The following is an 18,724-nucleotide window of genomic DNA, read 5'->3' as shown; positions in this document are numbered from 1 at the left end:
GCCTATCGTTGAGAACTTCTTCTTACTGAACACTTACGGTTCGGCATGGCTAACCGCCTTTTGCCGGTAAGTGTTGCGAAAGACTGCCTGTCGCATAGTGACCGTCTCGAGCAATCGCGCCATGTGGATGTATCGGCACCCGCGAGCGATGCGAACCCTGCGCAGGAATCCGATCCCCCATGAAAAGAAAAACCCTCCACGTCGTTCTGTTTGTCGCGACCATCGCCTGCACCGTTGCATTGGTGATGATGGGCCTGTCGCCGGACCCGCGACCGCCCGGTCCTGAACATCACCCCAAACCGGCACTGACCGTGGCCGTCACCCGGCTTGAATCGGCCATGCTGCCGGTTCGCATCCAGGCCAATGGCAACATCATGGCGTGGCAGGAAGCGAGCGTCGGCACCGAGGCCGATGGCTTGCGGTTGGCCGAGGTCATGGTGAACGTTGGCGATGTGGTGCGGCGTGGCCAGGTGCTCGCAACGTTCAGCTCCGATACGGTGGCCGCCGAACTCGCGCAACGTCGCGCGGCCACCGCCGAAGCACACTCGGCCCTGGCCGAAGCCCGGGCCATCGCGCGGCGTGCCCGGCAGTTGCAGTCGAGCGGGGCGCTCTCGCAGCAGCAGGTCCATCAACATGTGACAGCCGAACGCACGGCGCAGGCAAGGCTTGAGGCGGGCGAGGCCGCCGAACGATTGCAGCACCTGCGCCTGGCCCAGACCCGCGTCCTGGCGCCCGACAACGGAGTGATATCGGCGCGCAGTGCCACGGTGGGCGCCGTATTACCCGCCGGCCAGGAGCTGTTTCGCCTGATCCGCGAGAGCCGGCTCGAATGGCGCGCCGAGGTCGCGGCAGCGGATCTCGCGAAATTCCATCCCGGCCAGCTTGCGCGTGTGGTGCCGGTCAACGGCGCGGCGATCGAGGGCAGGGTGCGCAGGGTTGCGCCCACGGTGGACATGCAGACCCGCAATGGTCTGGTGTATGTCGACCTGCCCGCCGACACGGCGGCGCGTGCCGGGATGTTTGCCCGTGGCGAGTTCGACGTCGGGGCCGAGCGGATGGCGACGCTGCCGCAAACTGCCGTGCTGCAGCACGACGGCTTCAGTTACGTCTTGCAGGTCGGCGCGGCGTTCCAAGTGGCCCAGGCCAAGGTGACAGTAGGGCGCCGCGTCGGCGATCGAATCGAGATCACCGCTGGCATCGACATCACCGCCGCCGTGATCGAAGCCGGAGGCGGTTTTCTCGCTGAAGGTGACCTTGTCCGCGTCGTCCAGGGGCGCACCCAACCGATACACAATCTCACCAGCGGGAGCGCGCAATGAGCCTTAACGTGTCGTCCTGGTCGATCCGCAACCCAACGCCTTCGGTGCTGTTGTTCATCCTGCTGACTTTTGCCGGCGCGATGGCCTTCTGGAAGATGAAGGTGCAGAACTTTCCCGACATCGACCTGCCCATGGTCGCTATCTCAGCCGAGCTGCCGGGTGCTTCGCCGGTCCAGCTGGAAAACGATGTGGCCCGCAAGATCGAGGATTCTCTCGCCACCGTGCAGGGCGTCAAGCATATCCAGAGCACCTTGACCGACGGCAACGCCGATATCACGGTTGAGTTCCGCCTCGGCAAACCCACCCAGGAAGCGCTCGATGACGTTCGTGATGCGGTTTCCAGGGTTCGGGCAGACCTGCCCGCCGACCTGCGCGACCCGGTGATCAGCAAGATCGAGGTTGCTGGCACGCCGATCCTGACCTATACGGTGTCGGCCGCGGGCCTGGACGAAGAGGCGCTGTCATGGTTCGCCGGCAACACCCTCAGCAAGGCCTTGCTGGCTGTCCCTGGCGTGGGCGCAGTCGAGCGTGTCGGTGGGGTGACGAGGGAAATCCGCATCGATCTGGACCCGGCACGCCTGTTGGCCTTGAATACCACGGCGCTGGATATTTCCCGTCAACTTCGCCAGATCCAGCAAGAGGCCTCCGGCGGGCGCGTGGATCTGGGTGGCATCGAGCAAACGGTGCGTACGCTTGCCACGGTACGGTCGGCCAATGAAGTCGCGATGCTGGACGTGACCTTGAGTGACGGCAGGCGAGTGCGGCTCGACCAGGTCGCGACGGTATCCGATACCGTTGGCGAGCGACGTTCGGCGGCGCTGCTGGACGGCGAGCCGGTGGTCGCGTTCGAAATCGTACGGGCAAAAGGGGCCGGGGAAATCGAGGTCGATGAAGGTGTACGCGCCGCCCTTGAGCGGCTCAAGAACCGACATCCTGGAATCACGTTCAACCAGGCGTTCAGTTTCGTCGAGCCGGTGATCGAAAATTACCAGGGTTCCCTGCACCTGCTCTACGAGGGCGCGGCACTGGCGGTGCTGGTGGTGTTCCTGTTCTTGCCGGATTGGCGAGCGACCTTCGTCTCGGCTGTCGCGCTGCCGCTGTCGGCGATACCGACATTCGCGGTGATGCACTGGATGGGGTTCACGATCAACACCGTTACGCTGCTGTCGCTGTCGCTGGTGGTCGGTGTGCTGGTGGACGACGCCATCGTCGAAGTGGAAAACATCGGGCGCCACTTGCAGATGGGCAAGAAACCCTACCAGGCGGCCATGGATGCCTCTGAGGAGATCGGCCTGGCGGTGGTCGCCACGGCGTTTACGTTGATTGCGGTGTTTCTGCCCACCGCGTTCATGAGCGGCACGGTCGGCAAGTTTTTCGTCCAGTTTGGCTGGACGGCGGCCACGGCGGTATTTTTCTCTCTCGTTGTCGCGCGCCTGCTGACGCCCATGATGGCGGCCTACCTGATGCGCGCCCCGAAAAAACCCGAGCCCAGGGTGGCCGGATGGGTGATGCACTACTTGTCCTGGGCCCGCTGGTGCCTGCGTCATCGAGCCGTGACCGCTGTTGGCGCAGCGATTTTTTTTGTCGGCGGGTTGATGCTCGCGGCAGCGTTGCCTGGCACCTTCATGCCGCCCGATGACGACTGGCAAACCCAGGTCACCCTCACGCTTGCGCCCGGTAGCAGACTGGGCGACACCCTGGTGCTGGCCGAGCAGGCCCGGGGGATAGTCCGGCACAACCCCCAGGTGAAAAAGGTCTACACCGCCGTCGGGGACGGCAATGCCGGCACCGACCCTATAGGAGCGGGCGGCAACGTCAAAAATGTCCGCACGGCGGTGCTGACACTTAACCTGACGCACCGTAACGATCGACCTGGACTGAGTAAGCAACAGATCGAGAAACAATTGCGCGAAGCCCTCGCGATACTGCCCGCAACGCGGGTGAAGGTGGGCATGGGCGAGTCGGAGAACTACGTGCTGGTGCTTGCCGGCGAAGACGGCGCCTTGCTCACCCGGCATGCGCAGCTGGTGGAGCGCGAACTGCGCGGCGTGCCTGGCGTGGGCGCGGTGATTTCGACCGCGAGCCTGAAACGCCCCGAACTGCTGGTGCGACCCGATTTCGCCAGGGCGGCCGACCTTGGCGTGACCTCCGCAGCTATCGCCGACACCCTGCGCGTCGCCACCTTGGGTGACTACGACCAGGCGCTCGCCAAACTCAATTTCAGTGAACGGCAAGTGCCTGTTGTCGTGCGCTTGACCGACGCCGCTCGTCAGGATTTCGAGACGCTCAAGCGCCTACCGGTGCCCGGCGCCCGTGGTCCGGTGCCGCTGGAAAATGTCGCGTCGCTGGAGATCGCCAGCGGCCCGGCGCAGATCGAACGTTTCGACCGCATGCGCAACGTCAATATCGAAATCGAGACAAACGGCCAGCCATTGGGCGACATTGAACAGGCAGTGCTTGCCTTGCCGAGCCTGCAAGCACTGCCGCCCGGCCTGGTGCGCACTTCGGTGGGAGATGCCGAAGCCATGGGGGAGCTTGCCTCGGGATTCGGCGTGGCGATGCTGACCGGGGTGTTGTGCATCTATATGGTCCTGGTCCTGTTACTGAAGGACTTCCTGCAACCGCTGACCATTCTCGCCGCCCTGGTGCTCTCGGTGCCAGGCGCCTTCCTGGCGCTGTTCGTCACCGGCTCGACATTGTCGATGCCGTCGATGATTGGGCTCATCATGCTAATGGGGATTGCCACGAAGAATTCGATCCTGCTGATCGACTACATCCTCCTCGCGCGCCGAGACCACGGACTGACGCGCTCTGAAGCGATCATCGATGCCTGCGGCAAGCGTGCGCGGCCCATTGTCATGACGACAATCGCCATGGGCGCCGGCATGATGCCCATCGCACTCGGTTGGGGGGCTGACCCGAGCTTCCGCGCGCCGATGGCCATCGTGTTGATTGGCGGGCTTATCACTTCGACAGTGCTGAGCCTGCTGGTCATTCCCGTGGTGTTTTCCTTGGTGGACGACGGCGCGCAGGGAATATATGCGCGTATGCGTAACATCACGGGTAATGAAACGGTGGGGGGTCACTCCGAGCACTCATGAAGCCGACCCAAGCCCCTGTTGCGCGACAGGGACAAGGCGCTCTGAGAAACAATGCGTCAGCGTCCTGGCGCCTTGTTCTCGACCAAGCGTTGTGGTGAGCGAGTATGGCATCGATTGGCCGGTGCATAGCGTTGGCCTCTACTGTGGCCACTGCTCCAGCAGGATCGAGACGAATTTTTCCGCAGCGGGGGAAAGGGAGGCACCGCGTCGATAAACCAGACCCAGCGACCGATTCACCACCGGCTCGATCAGCGGTACGCTGACCAGCGTCGGATGATCGACCGCCGGCATCGCCAGGCTGGGCATCGCCGACACGCCGAGGCCAGCCTCGACCAAGCCCAAGGATGTGGACAGGTGCTGCACTTCGTAGAACCACTGCGGACGCCAGCTCAGGCCTGACAAGGCGTGGTCAAGCAGCATGCGGTTGCCACTCAAGCGACCGACACCGATCAGCCGATAGTCGCTGAGCTCCGACCAGGTGACCGCACTGCGGCCAGCGAGCTCATGGTCTCGTCGGCAGGCCAGCACAAAGGGTTCGTTGACCAGGGGCACGAACTCGATGTCCGGGTGCTGGCCACTCATCATGTTGATGCCGAAGTCAGCTTCGCCACGCAGTACAGCCTCCAATCCTTCGTTGGCACTGAGATCGAGCAGGCGTATGCGGATCTTCGGGTAGCGTTCGTTATAAAGCCGGATCACCGAGGGAAGAAAATAGAACGCCGCCGTCGGGATGCAGGCCAAGGTGACTCGGCCGATCTGCCGCTCGGCCAATTCGCGGATATTGAGAATGGAATCGTCAAAATCATCCAACAAGCGCCGCGCCTTAGGCAGGAAATCACGCCCAACGCTGGTCAGGCTGACCTTTCGCGTCGTGCGGTCGAGCAAGGCGGTGCCTAATCCTTCCTCAAGCTTTTTCATCCGTCGGCTGAGGGCGGGCTGGGATAGGTGCAGTGCATCGGCGGCTTCATGGAAACTGCCAAGTTCGGCGATCTTAACGAAAGATCGGATGTCCTGAAGTTCATATTCCATCAATTTTTCTCGCTACCAGGTTCCAAAGAACTCCAAAATAATTCTTTTGCGAAACGCAATAATAACTCCGATCTTTGCATTGGAAACACTTTTTAAACCCTGCCACTCTTGTGCACAGAGCATCAATTATCCAGATTGATCAACAAGAGTTAGTGGTCATGCAACGAATTCCTTGTGTACTCATGCGCGGCGGCACTTCCAAAGGTCCGGTTTTTCTCGCCTGGGATTTGCCGGCAACGATTCCTGAACGTGACGAGTTGCTGCTCAACCTGATGGGTTCTGGCCATGAGCTGGAGATCGACGGCATCGGGGGTGGTAGTCCACAAACCAGCAAGGTGGCGATCGTCAGCCCATCGCTGCACCCTGAAGCCGACGTGGATTACCTGTTTGTCCAGGTCATGGTTTCCCAGCGCCGGGTCGACACTGCACCCAACTGCGGCAACATGCTCTGTGCCGTAGGCCCGTTCGCAATTGAGCAAGGGCTGGTCAAGGCCACAGGCGACCTGACCCGCGTGCGGATCCGCAACCTCAATACCGGAACCTTCGTCAATGCCGAGGTCCAGACACCTCAGGGCAAGGTCAGCTACGAAGGCGACACTGCCATCGACGGTGTGCCGGGCACGGCCGCTCCAGTGCAACTGACCTTTCTCGACGCAGCCGGCAGCAAGACCGGAAAACTCTTCCCCACGGGGCAATCCGTCGACTTGATCGATGGCATCCCGGTGACTTGCATCGACATGGCCATGCCGATGCTGATTGTCGAGGCCGGCCAGCTCGGCAAGCGTGGCGACGAAAGCCCCGCCGAGCTTGATGGCGATACGGCATTCTTGCAGCGTTTGGAGTCCTTGCGTTTGAAGGCCGGCTTGGCGATGGGCCTGGGCGACGTCAGCGACAAAGTGATTCCCAAGCCAGTGCTGGTCTCGACGGCCACGTGTGGCGGGACGATCCAGGTGCGCTACTTCATGCCGCATAGCTGTCATCGCGCCTTGGCGATTACCGGTTCCATCGGGCTGGCGACGGCCTGCGTGACCGACGGCAGTGTCGCGGCCAACCTGCTTGGCGGCGTCAGCGAACCACGCCTTCAACGGGTGCGCATCGAGCACCCCAGTGGCGGTATCGATGTCGTGTTGTCCTACACCGGCGAAAAGGGTGAGACCATCCGCGCCTCGGTGGTCCGTACCGCCCGCAGGCTTTTTTCAGGTTTTGTCTACGCCACGGTTCCCCAGCGCCTGGCCGGATGACCCGGGCAGACTTTGTCATTGCATCAGCGACTCATAACAACAAGAGAACTGACTTATGCTCGCTTTACTTGGCTTGGCCATGGTGGTGGTCTTCACCTTTCTGATAATGACCAAACGGCTGTCGCCGATCGTCGCCCTGACGATCGTGCCGATAGTCTTCGCGGTGATCGGCGGCTTCGGTGGGACCACTGGCAAGATGATGCTGGATGGGCTGAAGATGGTTGCACCGTCGGCGGCACTGCTGTTGTTCGCGATTCTTTTTTTCGGTCTGATGATCGACGCGGGCCTGTTCGACCCGCTGATCCGCAAGATCCTCAAGCGGGTCAATGGCGATCCGATGAAAATCGCCGTGGGCACCGCACTGCTGTCGCTTCTCGTTGCACTGGACGGTGACGGCACGACGACCTACATGATTACCTGCGCCGCGATGCTGCCACTGTACAAGCGCATCGGCATGAATCCGATGATCCTGGCGACCGTCGCGATGCTTTCGCTGAGCATCATGAGCGGCATGACGCCTTGGGGCGGGCCGGCGACCCGGGCCATCGCGGCACTCGGCCTGGATGCCGGCGAGTACTTCGTGCCTTTGTTGCCGACTATGATCGGTGGCGCGATGTGGGTGGTGTTCACCGCGTTCCTGCTGGGTCGTGCCGAGCGCAAGCGTATCGGCAACATTCAACTACAGAGCGGAGGCGGCGATTGCTATATCAAGGCCATCCTGGAGGACACGCCGCACAAGCGTCCGAAACTGGCCTATGTCAATTTGCTGTTGGTCGTCGCAGTCATGGTCGCGCTGGTGATGGGCCTCATGCACTCGGCGATTCTGTTCCTGATCGGTTTCGTCCTGGCGCTGGTGATCAACTATCCGCAGCTGGACATCCAGAAAGAGCGCATTCTCGCCCACTCGGGTAACGCCATGACCGTGGTCCTGCTGGTGTTCGCGGCGGGTATTTTCGCCGGAATTTTCTCCGGAACAAAAATGGTCGATGCCCTGGCGCAAACGCTGGTCGACTGGATTCCGCCTTCCTGGGGCCATTTGTTCCCCCTGGTGGTGGCAATTACCAGCATGCCGCTGACGTTCGTATTGTCCAACGATGCCTATTACTTTGGGGTCGTGCCTATCCTGGCTAACGCCGCTGCCGCCTACGGGATTCACCCGGTCGAAATAGCTCGGGCGTCCATCCTCGGTCAGCCGGTGCACCTGATGAGCCCATTGGTGGCCTCGACCTTGTTGCTGGTGGGCATGGTCGATCGCGACCTGGGCGATTTCCAGAAAGCCACCATCAAATGGGCGGTGCTCACCTCAATCGTAATAACGGCGCTGGCGCTTCTGACCGGGGCGCTGACGCTGTTCTCCTGATTCACCCGACACCCTTTAGTCCTTGCCTGACCCTCCCCGCATGGGGAGTGCGCCGGCCTGCGCGCCAAATAACAACAACGAGACACTCGACATGAGTATTTACCTGATTCGCGGGGTTCTGTTTCCGATTCTTGGTCTGCTGCCGTTGGCCAACGCCAGTGCAGAGGGATTCGTCGACGACAGCAAGCTCAAATTGCAGTTGCGCAATGTTTACTTCAACGAGAACTTTCGCGATGAACATGGCATGAGTGCGCGAGCGGCGCGGACCGCCAAAAGCGAGCGCACCGAATGGGCTCAGGGCTTGCTGTTGGATTATCAGTCAGGCTACACGTCAGGCACGGTCGGTTTCGGCGTCGATGCCCTGGGCCTGCTCGGATTCAGGCTTGATTCGGGGCCCGGTCGTAGCGGCACTGGCTTGCTACCGGTCCATGACGACGGTCGTGCCGCTGAAGAGTTCGCCAGCGCGGGGATGACCGCCAAGGCCCGACTGGCGAAAACCACGTTCAAATACGGCACGCTGCTGCCCAAGAACCCAGTACTGATCTACAACGACGCGAGGCTGCTGCCCCAGACCTATCAGGGGGGGCAGGTCAGCAGCAACGACATCGACAACCTCACCCTGACGGGTGGGCGGCTGGAACGATTCAAACTGCGCGATTCAAGCGACAGCATGCCGATCGTGCCCGACGGCTACAGTGGCAACGAGTCAGGCGACTTCATTTATGCCGGCGCCGACTACAAGCTGGGAAAGAACATTCGCTTGAGCTATTTCTATGGCGAACTGGAAAACTTCTACCGGCAGAACTTCGCCGGTGTCCAACATGACCTACAGCTCGGTCCCGGCGTGCTCACCAGCGACCTGCGCTACTTCAACAGTGCCGATTCGGGCTTGGCCCATGGCGGTAAAGTCGACAATGACATGTTCAGCGGCTCGCTGTCGTACGTTGCCCTCGGCCACACGTTCAGTGCCGGTTACCAGAAGCTCAGCGGGGAAGGGGGCTTGCCATACATCAGCGGCGCCACGGTCTATTCCTTCAGCAACGTTGGGATCGGCAAGTTCATCGAGGAAGATGAAAAGACCTGGATGCTCGGCTACGGCTACGATTTCGCTCGCCTAGGCGTGCCCGGCCTGACGTTTTCCAGCCGCTACCTCAGTGGCGCCGATGGCAAATCCAACAGCGTCGTGAACGAGTGGGAGCGCGACGCCGAAGTCGCTTACATTGTGCAGCAAGGTAAGTTGAAGGGGTTGGGTGTCAAATTGCGTAACTATGTCTATCGCTCCGACTTTTCACGGGGACGCGATAGCAACCGTGTCTACGTCACTTATGACGTCGCGCTTTGGTAGGGTCTGGGTTCGCGGGGGGGGCTTTCTGACAAGAATGTCAGCAAGCCGTCAGCCTCCGGACACCTTCTGCGTCTAGACTCTTCTGGTTGCCCCGCTTTCGTAGAGGAGTCACCAGATGCGCTTGCTGATCGTCGAGGACGAAGAAAAAACCTCCTCCTATGTCCACCGCGGCTTGAGCGAGCTCGGCTACATTGTCGATGTCGCGACGAACGGCATCGATGGCTTGCACTACGCCCTGGAGCTTGAGTACGACGTGGTCATCCTCGATGTCATGTTGCCGGGCAAGGACGGCTATGCCGTGTTGCAGGGCCTGCGCCTGCACAAGAAAACCCCGGTGATTATGTTGTCGGCCAGGGGCACGGTGGATGATCGCGTCCGGGGATTGCGCGAGGGCGCTGATGACTACTTGGGCAAGCCCTTTTCGTTTGCCGAGCTGGTGGCGCGCGTCCAGGCGTTGATCCGCCGTCGCGCCGATGACGCGGCCGATCCCACGCATCTGCGCATCGACGACCTGGAGGTCGACCTGCAAGCCCGCAAGGTCACCCGGGCCGGTTTGCGGCTGGACCTCACGGCAAAGGAGTTCTGCCTGTTGAGCCTGCTGGCGCGACACCAGGGGGAGATTCTTTCCAAATTGATGATTGCCGAGCAGGTCTGGGACATGAATTTCGACAGCGATGCCAACGTGGTGGAGGTCGCGATCAAGCGTGTGCGCGCCAAGGTGGATGCGCCATATCCACGCAAATTGCTGCATACCGTGCGCGGAATGGGCTATGTATTGGAAAGTCGTGAAGCGGACGACAGGCACGTTGGGATGGTGTGATGAAAGGATCGATCTCCAAGCGGCTCGCCCTGATGTTTGCCCTCGCGGTCATGCTTATCACCGCGGTCAGCGCAACGCTGCTGCGCTGTTCCTTGAAGCAATCGCTCGAAGACCAGATGCAGAACGAGCTTATCCTGCGGCATTCGGTTCTCGATCCGGTGCTCGCGAAATATGATTCACCGGAATTCTGGGTGGGGCTGCGGCAAAAGCTCGACGGCCTGACACCCACCGATGAGCGCGTGCGTTACTGGGTCCTGGTCGATAACCCGGCCTACAGCTATGGCGGGGCGATGCCGGACGGCCAGGATTGGTCAAAGCGTCCGGATGGGTTTTCCACGGTCGCCATCCCTGACCGGGATCGCCCCATGGTGCTGATGATCGAAACCATCGCGGCCATGGGCAGCCGGCCGGAGGTGCGTTTTATCGTGGGGCTCGATTCGACGCCGTTCATGAAGACCCTGAATAATTTCACCAAGACGTTGATCGTAACGTCCGCGTTGGGTGTCGTGCTGGTCGCGCTGCTGGGGTATTGGATCGCGCGTTTTGGCCTGGGACCGGTCCGGCGCCTGAGCCGCCAGGCCAACAGCCTGCCGCCGGGGGATTCCAAGCAACGGCTGGACACCGAGGCGTTGCCTGGTGAGTTGCAGGAGCTGGCTGTGTCGTTCAACGGCGCCCTGGCTCGCCAGGAGGCCGCCTGGTGCCAGCTCGAAGGGTTCAATGCCAATGTCGCCCATGAATTGCGCACGCCCTTGACCAACCTGATCGGCCAGACCCAGGTCGCCCTGGCCCACGGCCGGGACGTGAATGAGCTTCAAGACCTGCTGCAATCGAACCTCGAAGAGCTGGAGCGGATGGGCACCATCGTCAATGACATGCTGTTCCTGGCGGGTGCCGAAAGCGGGCAGCGAGCCACGGAGCTGAGCGATGTCTCGCTCTATGAAGAGGCGTCCAAGACAGTGGACTACCTGGAGCCGGTCTTGCACGACAAGCAGTTGAGCGTGGTGATTCAAGGCGACATGCGGGTGTGCATCGACCGACGTCTGTTCCACCGTTCCCTGGCCAACCTGATCCAGAATGCTGCGCGATACGCGGTACCGACCAGCACGATCACGGTAAGCCTGGTCAGCCATGGCATGCAGGCCGAGGTGAGCGTGTCCAATGCTGGCGAGCCGATTGATAACGTTCATCTGCAGCGTCTGTTCGAGCGCTTCTACCGGGCCGACGCCGCCCGGGCCCGCAGTGACGCGCATCATGGCTTGGGGCTTTCCATCGTACGGGCGGTGGCCTCCATGCACGGCGGTCGCGTGTTCGCCCACAGCAAGGACGGGCTCAATACCTTCGGGTTCTCGTTGACAAGCCAGGCAGCGCGTTAGTCCGCCTTCAGTCCCCGTTGCCCGTGATACAGCCATCGCGAGCAAGCTCGCTCCCACATTGGATCTGCGGCTGACTTGAATCCCAAGGGCAACACAACTCCCTGTGGGAGCGAGCCTGCTCGCGAAGACGCCGGCACATTCAGCATCTTCATCAACTGAAGCACCGCCATCGCAAGCAGGCTGGCTCCCACACCGGATTTGCGGCTGACTTGAATCCCAAGGGCAACCCAACCCCTGTGGGAGCGAGCCTGCTCGCGAAGATGCCGGCACATTCAGTATCTTCCTCATTGAAGCACCGCCATCGCGAGCAGGCTCGCTCCCACACTGGATTCGCGGCTGACTTGAATCCCAAGGGCAACCCAACCCCCCTGTGGGAGCGAGCCTGCTCGCGAAGATGCCGGCACATTCAGCATCTTCATCAACTGAAGCACCGCCATCGCGAGCAGGCTCGCTCCCACATTGGATCTGCGGGTGACTTGAATCTTGAGGGCAACACAAACCCCGTGGGAGCGAGCTTGCTCGCGAAGACGCCGGCACATTCAGCATCTTCATCAACTGAAGCACCGCCATCGCGAGCAGGCTCGCTCCCACATTGGATCTGCGGCTGACTTGAATCCCGAGGGCAACACAACCCCTGTGGGAGCGAGCCTGCTCGCGAAGACGCCGGCACATTCAGCATCTTCATCAACTGAAGCACCGCCATCGCGAGCAGGCTCGCTCCCACATTGGATCTGCGGGTGACTTGAATCTTGAGGGCAACACAAACCCCGTGGGAGCGAGCTTGCTCGCGAAGACGCCGGCACATTCAGCATCTTCATCAACTGAAGCACCGCCATCGCGAGCAGGCTCGCTCCCACATTGGATCTGCGGCTGACTTGAATCCCGAGGGCAACACAACCCCCCCCTGTGGGAGCGAGCCTGCTCGCGAAGATGCCGGCACATTCAGCATCTTCCTCAACTGAAGCACCGCCATCGCGAGCAGGCTCGCTCCCACACCGGATTTGCGGCTGACATGAATCCCAAGGGCAACCCAACCCCTGTGGGAGCGAGCCTGCTCGCGAAGACGCCGGCACATTCAGCATCTTCATCAACTGAAGCACCGCCATCGCGAGCAGGCTCGCGAAGACGTTTGCACATTCAGTATTTCCATTAGCTGAAGCACCGCCATCGCATTGGCGTTTGACATGTTCCTGACAGGCACCGGTCACCTTGACGTCAGCGTCCCGCTCTTAAAGTTCAACCACCATCCCGGTCAGGACAGTGGAGTCCACCATGAACATTCAAACCTTGTCGGTCGCAAGTCTGCTGGCAGTGATCACGTTGAGCGGTTCGCCTCTGTTTGCCAAAGAGCAAACCAATATTCCGGCTTATGAATACGGCATGCCGCTGGACGTTGCCCAAGCCCTGCGTATCGAGGAGCCGAAATCAGCCGTATGCGAGGTCGCGCAGGCAAAGATGACCTACGTAGACACCCAAGGACAGATCCGGCACGTCAGTTTCCTTCAGCAGACTGACGCCTGCGCCATTCAGTGAGCCCGGTCGCGCCGGTTGCCACCCAATCAAGGAACTCAATCATGTGGAATAGAACGATCACCCCCGCCGTTGGCTTTTCATACAACATCAGCAAGCTCATGAGGCTGGCCCGTACGTTGACGGCCGGCGTCGCGCTCCTCAGTGCGATGAGTCTTGAAGCATCGGATCGTGCCGCGCCGAAACCCGACTGGTCGGCCCGTGACATGCCCTCCCAGAAGGGCCGGATCGTGCTGGTGACCGGCGGCACCAGCGGCATGGGCTACGAAGATGCGCTGGCGTTGGCGCGCGCCGGCGCCGAAGTGATTATCGCGGCGCGTAACCCGGAGCGGGGCGCGGAGGCCATCAAGCGTATCCGCCAGGCCGTACCCGACGCCAAGTTGCAGTTCGAGCCCGTCGACCTGGCCAACCTGTCATCGGTGCGCGGCCTGGCCGAGCGGCTCAACCAGCGATTGCCGCGCCTCGACGTGCTGATCAACAACGCCGCCATCATGGCGCCGCCGGAGCGGGGCACCTCCGCCGATGGCTTTGAGCTTCAGCTGGCGACCAATTACCTGGGGCACTTCGCGCTGACTGGCCTGCTGGTTCCGCTTCTGCGCCAAAGCGACGACGCGCGAGTGGTAAGCCTTTCCAGCATCGCGGCCACGCGCGGCGCGGTGAATCTCGATGACTTGCAGTCCGAGGAGAAATACGACCCTTATGCAGCCTATGCCCAGTCGAAACTGGCTGTGCTCCAGTGGTCTTTCGAATTACAACGGCGTAGTGACGCGCAAAAATGGGGTATCCGCAGCATTGCCGCCCATCCCGGCGTGGCCGTCACTGAACTGATCGCCCGCGGCCCGGGCGTCAATAGCGTGTTCGGCCAGCGCTGGGCGAAGGACCGCGATGCGTACCATTCCGCGGCACAAGGTGCGCTGCCCACGCTCTACGGAGCCACCGCCGAGCAGGCCGTTGGCGGTGCCTACTACGGTCCGACGGGCGATGAGGAAAAACGCGGCCCGCTGGGGTTCGCCAAGACACCGCCAGCCGCGACCAACGAAGCGGACGCCGAACGGCTCTGGGCCGCCTCCGAACGTCTGACCGGCGTTACCTATCGCTGAACCGGTCATGGCGCGAGTGTCCGTCTCGCGCCTGCTCTCTAGTCTGCTGCCGCCTCCCTCTGGAGTTTTCATGAGTACGACTTCCTACTTGCATCGGCTGAGTCTCGCCCTCAACGCCCGCGACGGCGAGCTGCGTCCGGCACTGTGCGGGTTCCTGCTGTTTCTTTGCCTGTTTACCGGTTACTTCATGCTGCGTCCGATCCGCGAATCGATGGGCATTGCAGCAGGCGTCGAGAACTTGCAATGGCTGTTTACCGCGACCTTCCTGGTCATGCTCGCGGCCGTTCCGCTGTTCGCCTGGCTCAGTTCCCGGGTGCCGCGATTGCGTCTGATCGACTGGGTCTACGGCTTTTTCGGCATTAACCTGTTGATGTTCGTCGAGTTCTTTCAATTCCAACCGGACAGCGTCTGGCTGGCCCGAGTGTTTTATGTCTGGATATCGGTTTACAACCTGTTCGTCGTGTCGGTGGCCTGGAGTTTGATGGCGGATGTGTTCGACAGCGAGCAGGCCAAGCGCTTGTTCGCGTTCATCGCCGCCGGCGCCAGTGTCGGCGGCCTGTTGGGGCCGGCCCTGAGCGCTTTGCTTATCGACATCGTAGGTGTGTCAGGCTTGATGCTGTTGGCGGCGGTGTTGCTCGGTGCGACGCTTGTGTTGAAAAGGACCTTGATGAACTGGCGTGAAGAAGGTGGGGCGGGGCGGCCCGGTGCTGCGCCCACGCAAAGCCCTCGACAGCCGTTGGCCGGCAATCCGTTGAGTGGGATGGTTGCCGTGCTTCGCTCGCCTTACTTGTTGGGCATCGCCGGTTTCGTGGTGTTGTTGGCGACGGTCAGTACGTTTCTCTATTTCGAGCAAGCGCGTCTGGTGGCCGAACACTATCCGGACCGCGCCTCGCAAGTTCGCATCTTCAGCACCATCGACATCATCGTGCAGGCCGGTGCGTTGCTGTCCCAGCTATTCATCACCGGCAGAATCGCACCGAGGCTTGGCGTGCGCGCGTTGCTGGCTATCGTCCCGTTGCTGATGTGCATCGGCTTCCTGGGCCTGGCCCTGGCGCCTGGGTTTGCGCTGCTGGCGACCCTGATGATTGTGCGACGCATCGGCGAATACGCATTCGTGCGGCCGGGCCGGGAGATGCTCTTCGCACCGCTGGATGCTGAAAGTAAATACACGGCCAAGAACTTCATCGACACCGTGGTCTATCGCGCCGGCGACGCCATGAGCGGCTGGGCCAAGAGCCTGCTCGACCAGCTGGGCCAAGGGGCAGGGGTGGCGGCGATGGTGGGTGCGTGTTGCGCGTTACTGTGGGGTTACCTGGGCTGGCAACTGGGGCGACAGGCGGATTACGCCGCATCAAGGGAACTGCGCCTGGCGGCCATTTCGGCCAGGGCATGACGCCTGTGCATTTGCATCGCGGCGTGGCGCTAACGACTTGAACGTCTACCGCGATGCAGCCTCTGACAATAATGCAGGGCGGATGCATTTCGCCCATTACCGATCGGAGGAAAGGTGTACATGAAAATTTTGATGGTACTTACATCTCATGATCAGTTGGGCGACACCGGCAAGAAGACCGGTTTCTGGCTGGAAGAATTCGCGGCCCCTTATTACGTGTTCATCGACGCCAACGCCGCGGTGACGCTGGCGTCCCCGAAGGGCGGGCAGCCCCCTCTGGACCCCAAGAGCGATGAGGAACAAGCCCAGACCGACGCCACGCGGCGCTTCGCCACGGATACCAGCGCCCAAGCGGCACTGGCCGATACCGTGCCCCTGGGCGAGGTCGATCCCTATGATTTCGATGCGGTGTTCTATCCTGGCGGCCACGGCCCCCTGTGGGATCTCGCCGAAGACACCGACTCCAAGACCCTCATCGAAGCCTTTTATGCATCGAACAAACCCATCGCCGCGGTCTGCCATGCGCCTGGGGTGTTCAAGGATGTCAACGCACCGGATGGCGAGCCTGTGGTGAAAGGTAAAAAAGTCACCGGATTCACCAACTCCGAAGAAGAGGCGGTGGGCCTGACGCAAGTGGTGCCGTTTTTGGTGGAGGACATGCTCAAGGCCAAAGGCGCGCAATACTCCAAGGGCGCGGACTGGGCGAGTCATGTGGTGGAGGATGGCCACCTGATCACCGGCCAGAATCCGGCCTCATCGCAAGCGGCCGCCCATGCGTTGCTCAAGCGGCTGAAGCAAGAGCAGAGCGCTTGAATCCGGCTTTGTGGGGGCGACAGATCAAGTCGCTCCCGTTGGAGGAGCATCAAACATGCACGACCCATACAATCTGGCCCGTTTCGTTGACGCGCAACACCCGGTATTCAGTCGCGTCATGGATGAGTTGCGTGCGGGCCGTAAGACGAGCCACTGGATGTGGTTCATATTTCCGCAATTGCGCGGGCTTGGCCGTTCCGAAATGGCCAGTCGTTTCGCCATTTCCGGCCTTGCCGAGGCCCGCGCGTATCTGCAACACGATGTGCTCGGTCCGCGACTGGAGAGCTCTGTTGAAGCGGTGTTGCAACACAGCGACGTCAGCGCCGAGCGCATATTCGGCTCGCCCGATGATATGAAGTTTCGTTCCTGTCTTACGCTGTTCGTCAGCGCCCAGTCGGGCTCTCCTTTGTATCAACAGGCGCTCGACCAGTTCTATTCCGGCGAGCCGGATCGCAAAACCCTCGCCCTGCTTGAGCAACAGGTATGAACGGCGGGCGCGTCACACCGACCTAATCAGCAGGCCCCTGAGGCTGCGAGGACATCGGCTTCAGAACGCCCTGTATCAATGCCGTGAACGCTTCGATCACTTCCTCCTCGCCATGTCGCCCCCTAACCAAGGCGCCGGAGAGCGCTTCTCCCGCGCCAACCAGGCCGATGCAGCACCGCTCAAGTTCGGCTTCTGCCAGACGGGCGTGGGGCTTGAGAACGGCCATGAACATCTTTACGCAATTGTCGAGCAATTCCTGGAACGCCACCTTTTCGTCACTGCCGGCCAAGGCCGCGCCCACCGCGTGAAACTCGTCGGTATGGTCCGCCGCGCACTGGATGTAGGCGCTGGCCAGAGCCTGGGCGGTTTGCTCAAGGCTTAGGGTGGTGCTGGACATCGCGTCCCGGAACGCGTTGACCCGCTCGGTATCGATCCACTTGTAGAGCTCGATCAACAGCCCCGAGCGTGTCCCGAAATGATCATAGACGACGGGCTTGGACACCCCGGCGCGGACGGCCAGGTGGCCCAGGGTCAGTCGGTCGGCGTTTTCCTCGCGCACGATCAACAAGGCAGTGTCCAGTAGCTGGCGTCGCCGTTCGGCTTTGGAAAGCCTGCGGGACGGAGCGCTGACAGGGGTCGGCTCGATTTTTTTTTGCACGTTGTCGCTTCCAATTCAAAAAACCTACCAATGGTAGGTAACTGTCGGTGAGGGTGTGCTAGGTTACCTACTAATAGTAGGTCAACCCGGAAACAAGGAGAACAAACAATGTCACTCAATCCTATCTTGTTCATGGGCGGTTCCGGCGCAATCGGCCACCACACAGCCCGAGCGCTACGCGCCGCTTATCCAGACGTGCCGCTGCTGATTGGTGGGCGGGACCTTGCGAAGGCCCAACGGGTCGCAGCGCAGATGGGCGGGGCGCAGGCCGTGGTGATCGATTCCAGCGCAGACGACCTGGGCCTCGGCGATCGTCCGGTCAGCGCCGTGGTGGTTTTTTACATGGACCACGCTCTCGCCGGATTGCGCTATGCGCAAAAGCGCGGGGTGCCGCACCTGAGCATATCTTCCGGGGTCTTCGAGATCGCCCCCGAAATCGCAATGTACATGCATGCGCCAGGCGCCTCGCCCATTGTTCTGGGTTACGAATGGATGGCCGGCGCAACGACGGCGGCGACGTTGAGCGTGGCCCGGGAATTTGGCCAGATCGATGATATCCGCATCGATGCGCTGGTCGATGAGCAGGACACTGGCGGGCCGACCGTCGCCAGCGATTTCGAACACCTCAACAAGATGCTCCCCGCAGCGCTGACAAGGCGCGACGGGGTGTTCGTATGGCGTGAAGGCGAACATTCCAATACGCAGTTCCAAGCCGTGGACGGTACGTCAATCGACGCCGGCGGCTTCTCATCCATTGATGTCGCCGGCCTGGCGGCTGCGACGGGCGCGGCCAATGTCCAGTTCAACATTGGCATCGGGGTGAGCTCCAGTCGGCGACAAGGACAACCGATGTCCACCGAGATCATCATCGAGCTTGCCGGCGCGGACCTGAAAGGCGAACCGCTGCGCACCCGTCACGCCGTCGTTCACCCGGCGGGCACGGCGCCGCTGACCGGCCTTAGCGTCGCCATGCTTCTTGAACGCCTGCTTGGGTTGGATGGTCAGCCGGTGACGTCGGCAGGGCTTTATTTTCCCTATCAGTTGTTGGACGCTGCGGCGTACCTGAAACGCTTGAAACAAGAGGGCGGCGAGTTGCGCCGGTTGCAGGTGCAATGATGCTGCGAATCAGCGCTCCCTAAGCTGGCGCCTGGCAAA

Annotated in this window: 15 protein-coding genes; 13 read left to right on the top strand and 2 right to left on the bottom strand. The window is 61.3% G+C overall.

The features are described from left to right. Window positions 1–179: 179 nt before the first annotated feature. Window positions 180–1,319 (top strand): efflux RND transporter periplasmic adaptor subunit, encoded by a 1,140-nt coding sequence (locus J3Q04_RS13020; protein WP_434611407.1) that lies wholly within the window; start codon window positions 180–182, stop codon window positions 1,317–1,319. Continuing rightward, window positions 1,316–4,420 (top strand): efflux RND transporter permease subunit, encoded by a 3,105-nt coding sequence (locus J3Q04_RS13015; RefSeq protein WP_434611410.1) that lies wholly within the window; start codon window positions 1,316–1,318, stop codon window positions 4,418–4,420. The genes J3Q04_RS13020 and J3Q04_RS13015 overlap by 4 nt, the downstream gene beginning before the upstream one ends. A 138-nt stretch (window positions 4,421–4,558) precedes the next feature. Here J3Q04_RS13015 and J3Q04_RS13010 read toward each other — a convergent pair whose 3' ends face one another. After that, the gene (locus J3Q04_RS13010) at window positions 4,559–5,449 is read right to left on the bottom strand and encodes a LysR family transcriptional regulator (protein WP_039588554.1); all 891 of its coding nucleotides are present in this window, start codon (window positions 5,447–5,449) and stop codon (window positions 4,559–4,561) included. A gap of 158 nt (window positions 5,450–5,607) precedes the next feature. Here J3Q04_RS13010 and J3Q04_RS13005 point away from each other — a divergent pair, with 158 nt between their 5' ends. The 10 genes from J3Q04_RS13005 (at window position 5,608) to J3Q04_RS12960 (ending at window position 16,911) form a co-directional block, all read left to right on the top strand. Next, window positions 5,608–6,690 carry a 4-oxalomesaconate tautomerase gene (locus J3Q04_RS13005; protein WP_434564030.1) on the top strand — a complete coding sequence of 361 codons (1,083 nt, stop codon included), beginning with the start codon at window positions 5,608–5,610 and terminating at the stop codon, window positions 6,688–6,690. Window positions 6,691–6,745: 55 nt separating this feature from the next. Next, the gene (locus tag J3Q04_RS13000) at window positions 6,746–8,050 is read left to right on the top strand and encodes a CitMHS family transporter (protein WP_420763976.1); all 1,305 of its coding nucleotides are present in this window, start codon (window positions 6,746–6,748) and stop codon (window positions 8,048–8,050) included. Between the two features lie 91 nt (window positions 8,051–8,141). Continuing rightward, entirely contained in the window at window positions 8,142–9,395 is a 1,254-nt protein-coding gene (locus J3Q04_RS12995) for an OprD family porin (RefSeq protein WP_434611413.1), read from the top strand. A gap of 115 nt (window positions 9,396–9,510) precedes the next feature. Next, complete coding sequence (locus J3Q04_RS12990) at window positions 9,511–10,215, top strand: heavy metal response regulator transcription factor (protein ID WP_420763975.1); 705 nt, start codon at window positions 9,511–9,513, stop codon at window positions 10,213–10,215. Beyond that, window positions 10,215–11,588, top strand: a complete 1,374-nt coding sequence (locus J3Q04_RS12985) for a heavy metal sensor histidine kinase (protein ID WP_420763974.1) — start codon at window positions 10,215–10,217, stop codon at window positions 11,586–11,588. The genes J3Q04_RS12990 and J3Q04_RS12985 overlap by 1 nt, the downstream gene beginning before the upstream one ends. 1,272 nt (window positions 11,589–12,860) lie before the next feature. Continuing rightward, window positions 12,861–13,121, top strand: a complete 261-nt coding sequence (locus J3Q04_RS12980; protein ID WP_434611416.1) for a DUF2790 domain-containing protein — start codon at window positions 12,861–12,863, stop codon at window positions 13,119–13,121. Between the two features lie 41 nt (window positions 13,122–13,162). Then, window positions 13,163–14,218, top strand: coding sequence for an oxidoreductase (locus tag J3Q04_RS12975; protein WP_434611418.1), 1,056 nt, complete (start codon window positions 13,163–13,165; stop codon window positions 14,216–14,218). Window positions 14,219–14,288: 70 nt separating this feature from the next. After that, window positions 14,289–15,611 carry an NTP/NDP exchange transporter gene (locus J3Q04_RS12970; RefSeq protein ID WP_434611420.1) on the top strand — a complete coding sequence of 441 codons (1,323 nt, stop codon included), beginning with the start codon at window positions 14,289–14,291 and terminating at the stop codon, window positions 15,609–15,611. Between the two features lie 120 nt (window positions 15,612–15,731). Beyond that, complete coding sequence (locus J3Q04_RS12965) at window positions 15,732–16,424, top strand: type 1 glutamine amidotransferase domain-containing protein (RefSeq protein WP_434611422.1); 693 nt, start codon at window positions 15,732–15,734, stop codon at window positions 16,422–16,424. 55 nt (window positions 16,425–16,479) lie between these two features. Then, entirely contained in the window at window positions 16,480–16,911 is a 432-nt protein-coding gene (locus tag J3Q04_RS12960) for a DUF1810 domain-containing protein (RefSeq protein WP_420763969.1), read from the top strand. A 22-nt stretch (window positions 16,912–16,933) separates the two neighbouring features. Here J3Q04_RS12960 and J3Q04_RS12955 read toward each other — a convergent pair whose 3' ends face one another. After that, window positions 16,934–17,569 carry a TetR/AcrR family transcriptional regulator gene (locus tag J3Q04_RS12955; protein WP_434611424.1) on the bottom strand — a complete coding sequence of 212 codons (636 nt, stop codon included), beginning with the start codon at window positions 17,567–17,569 and terminating at the stop codon, window positions 16,934–16,936. A 108-nt stretch (window positions 17,570–17,677) separates the two neighbouring features. Here J3Q04_RS12955 and J3Q04_RS12950 point away from each other — a divergent pair, with 108 nt between their 5' ends. Further along, the gene (locus tag J3Q04_RS12950) at window positions 17,678–18,685 is read left to right on the top strand and encodes an NAD(P)-dependent oxidoreductase (protein ID WP_434611426.1); all 1,008 of its coding nucleotides are present in this window, start codon (window positions 17,678–17,680) and stop codon (window positions 18,683–18,685) included. Window positions 18,686–18,724 lie beyond the last annotated feature (39 nt).

The organism is Pseudomonas sp. D4-21, from assembly GCF_051132125.1.
Classification (GTDB): Bacteria; Pseudomonadota; Gammaproteobacteria; order Pseudomonadales; family Pseudomonadaceae; genus Aquipseudomonas.
This window is presented reverse-complemented; position numbering and strand designations above follow the sequence as displayed.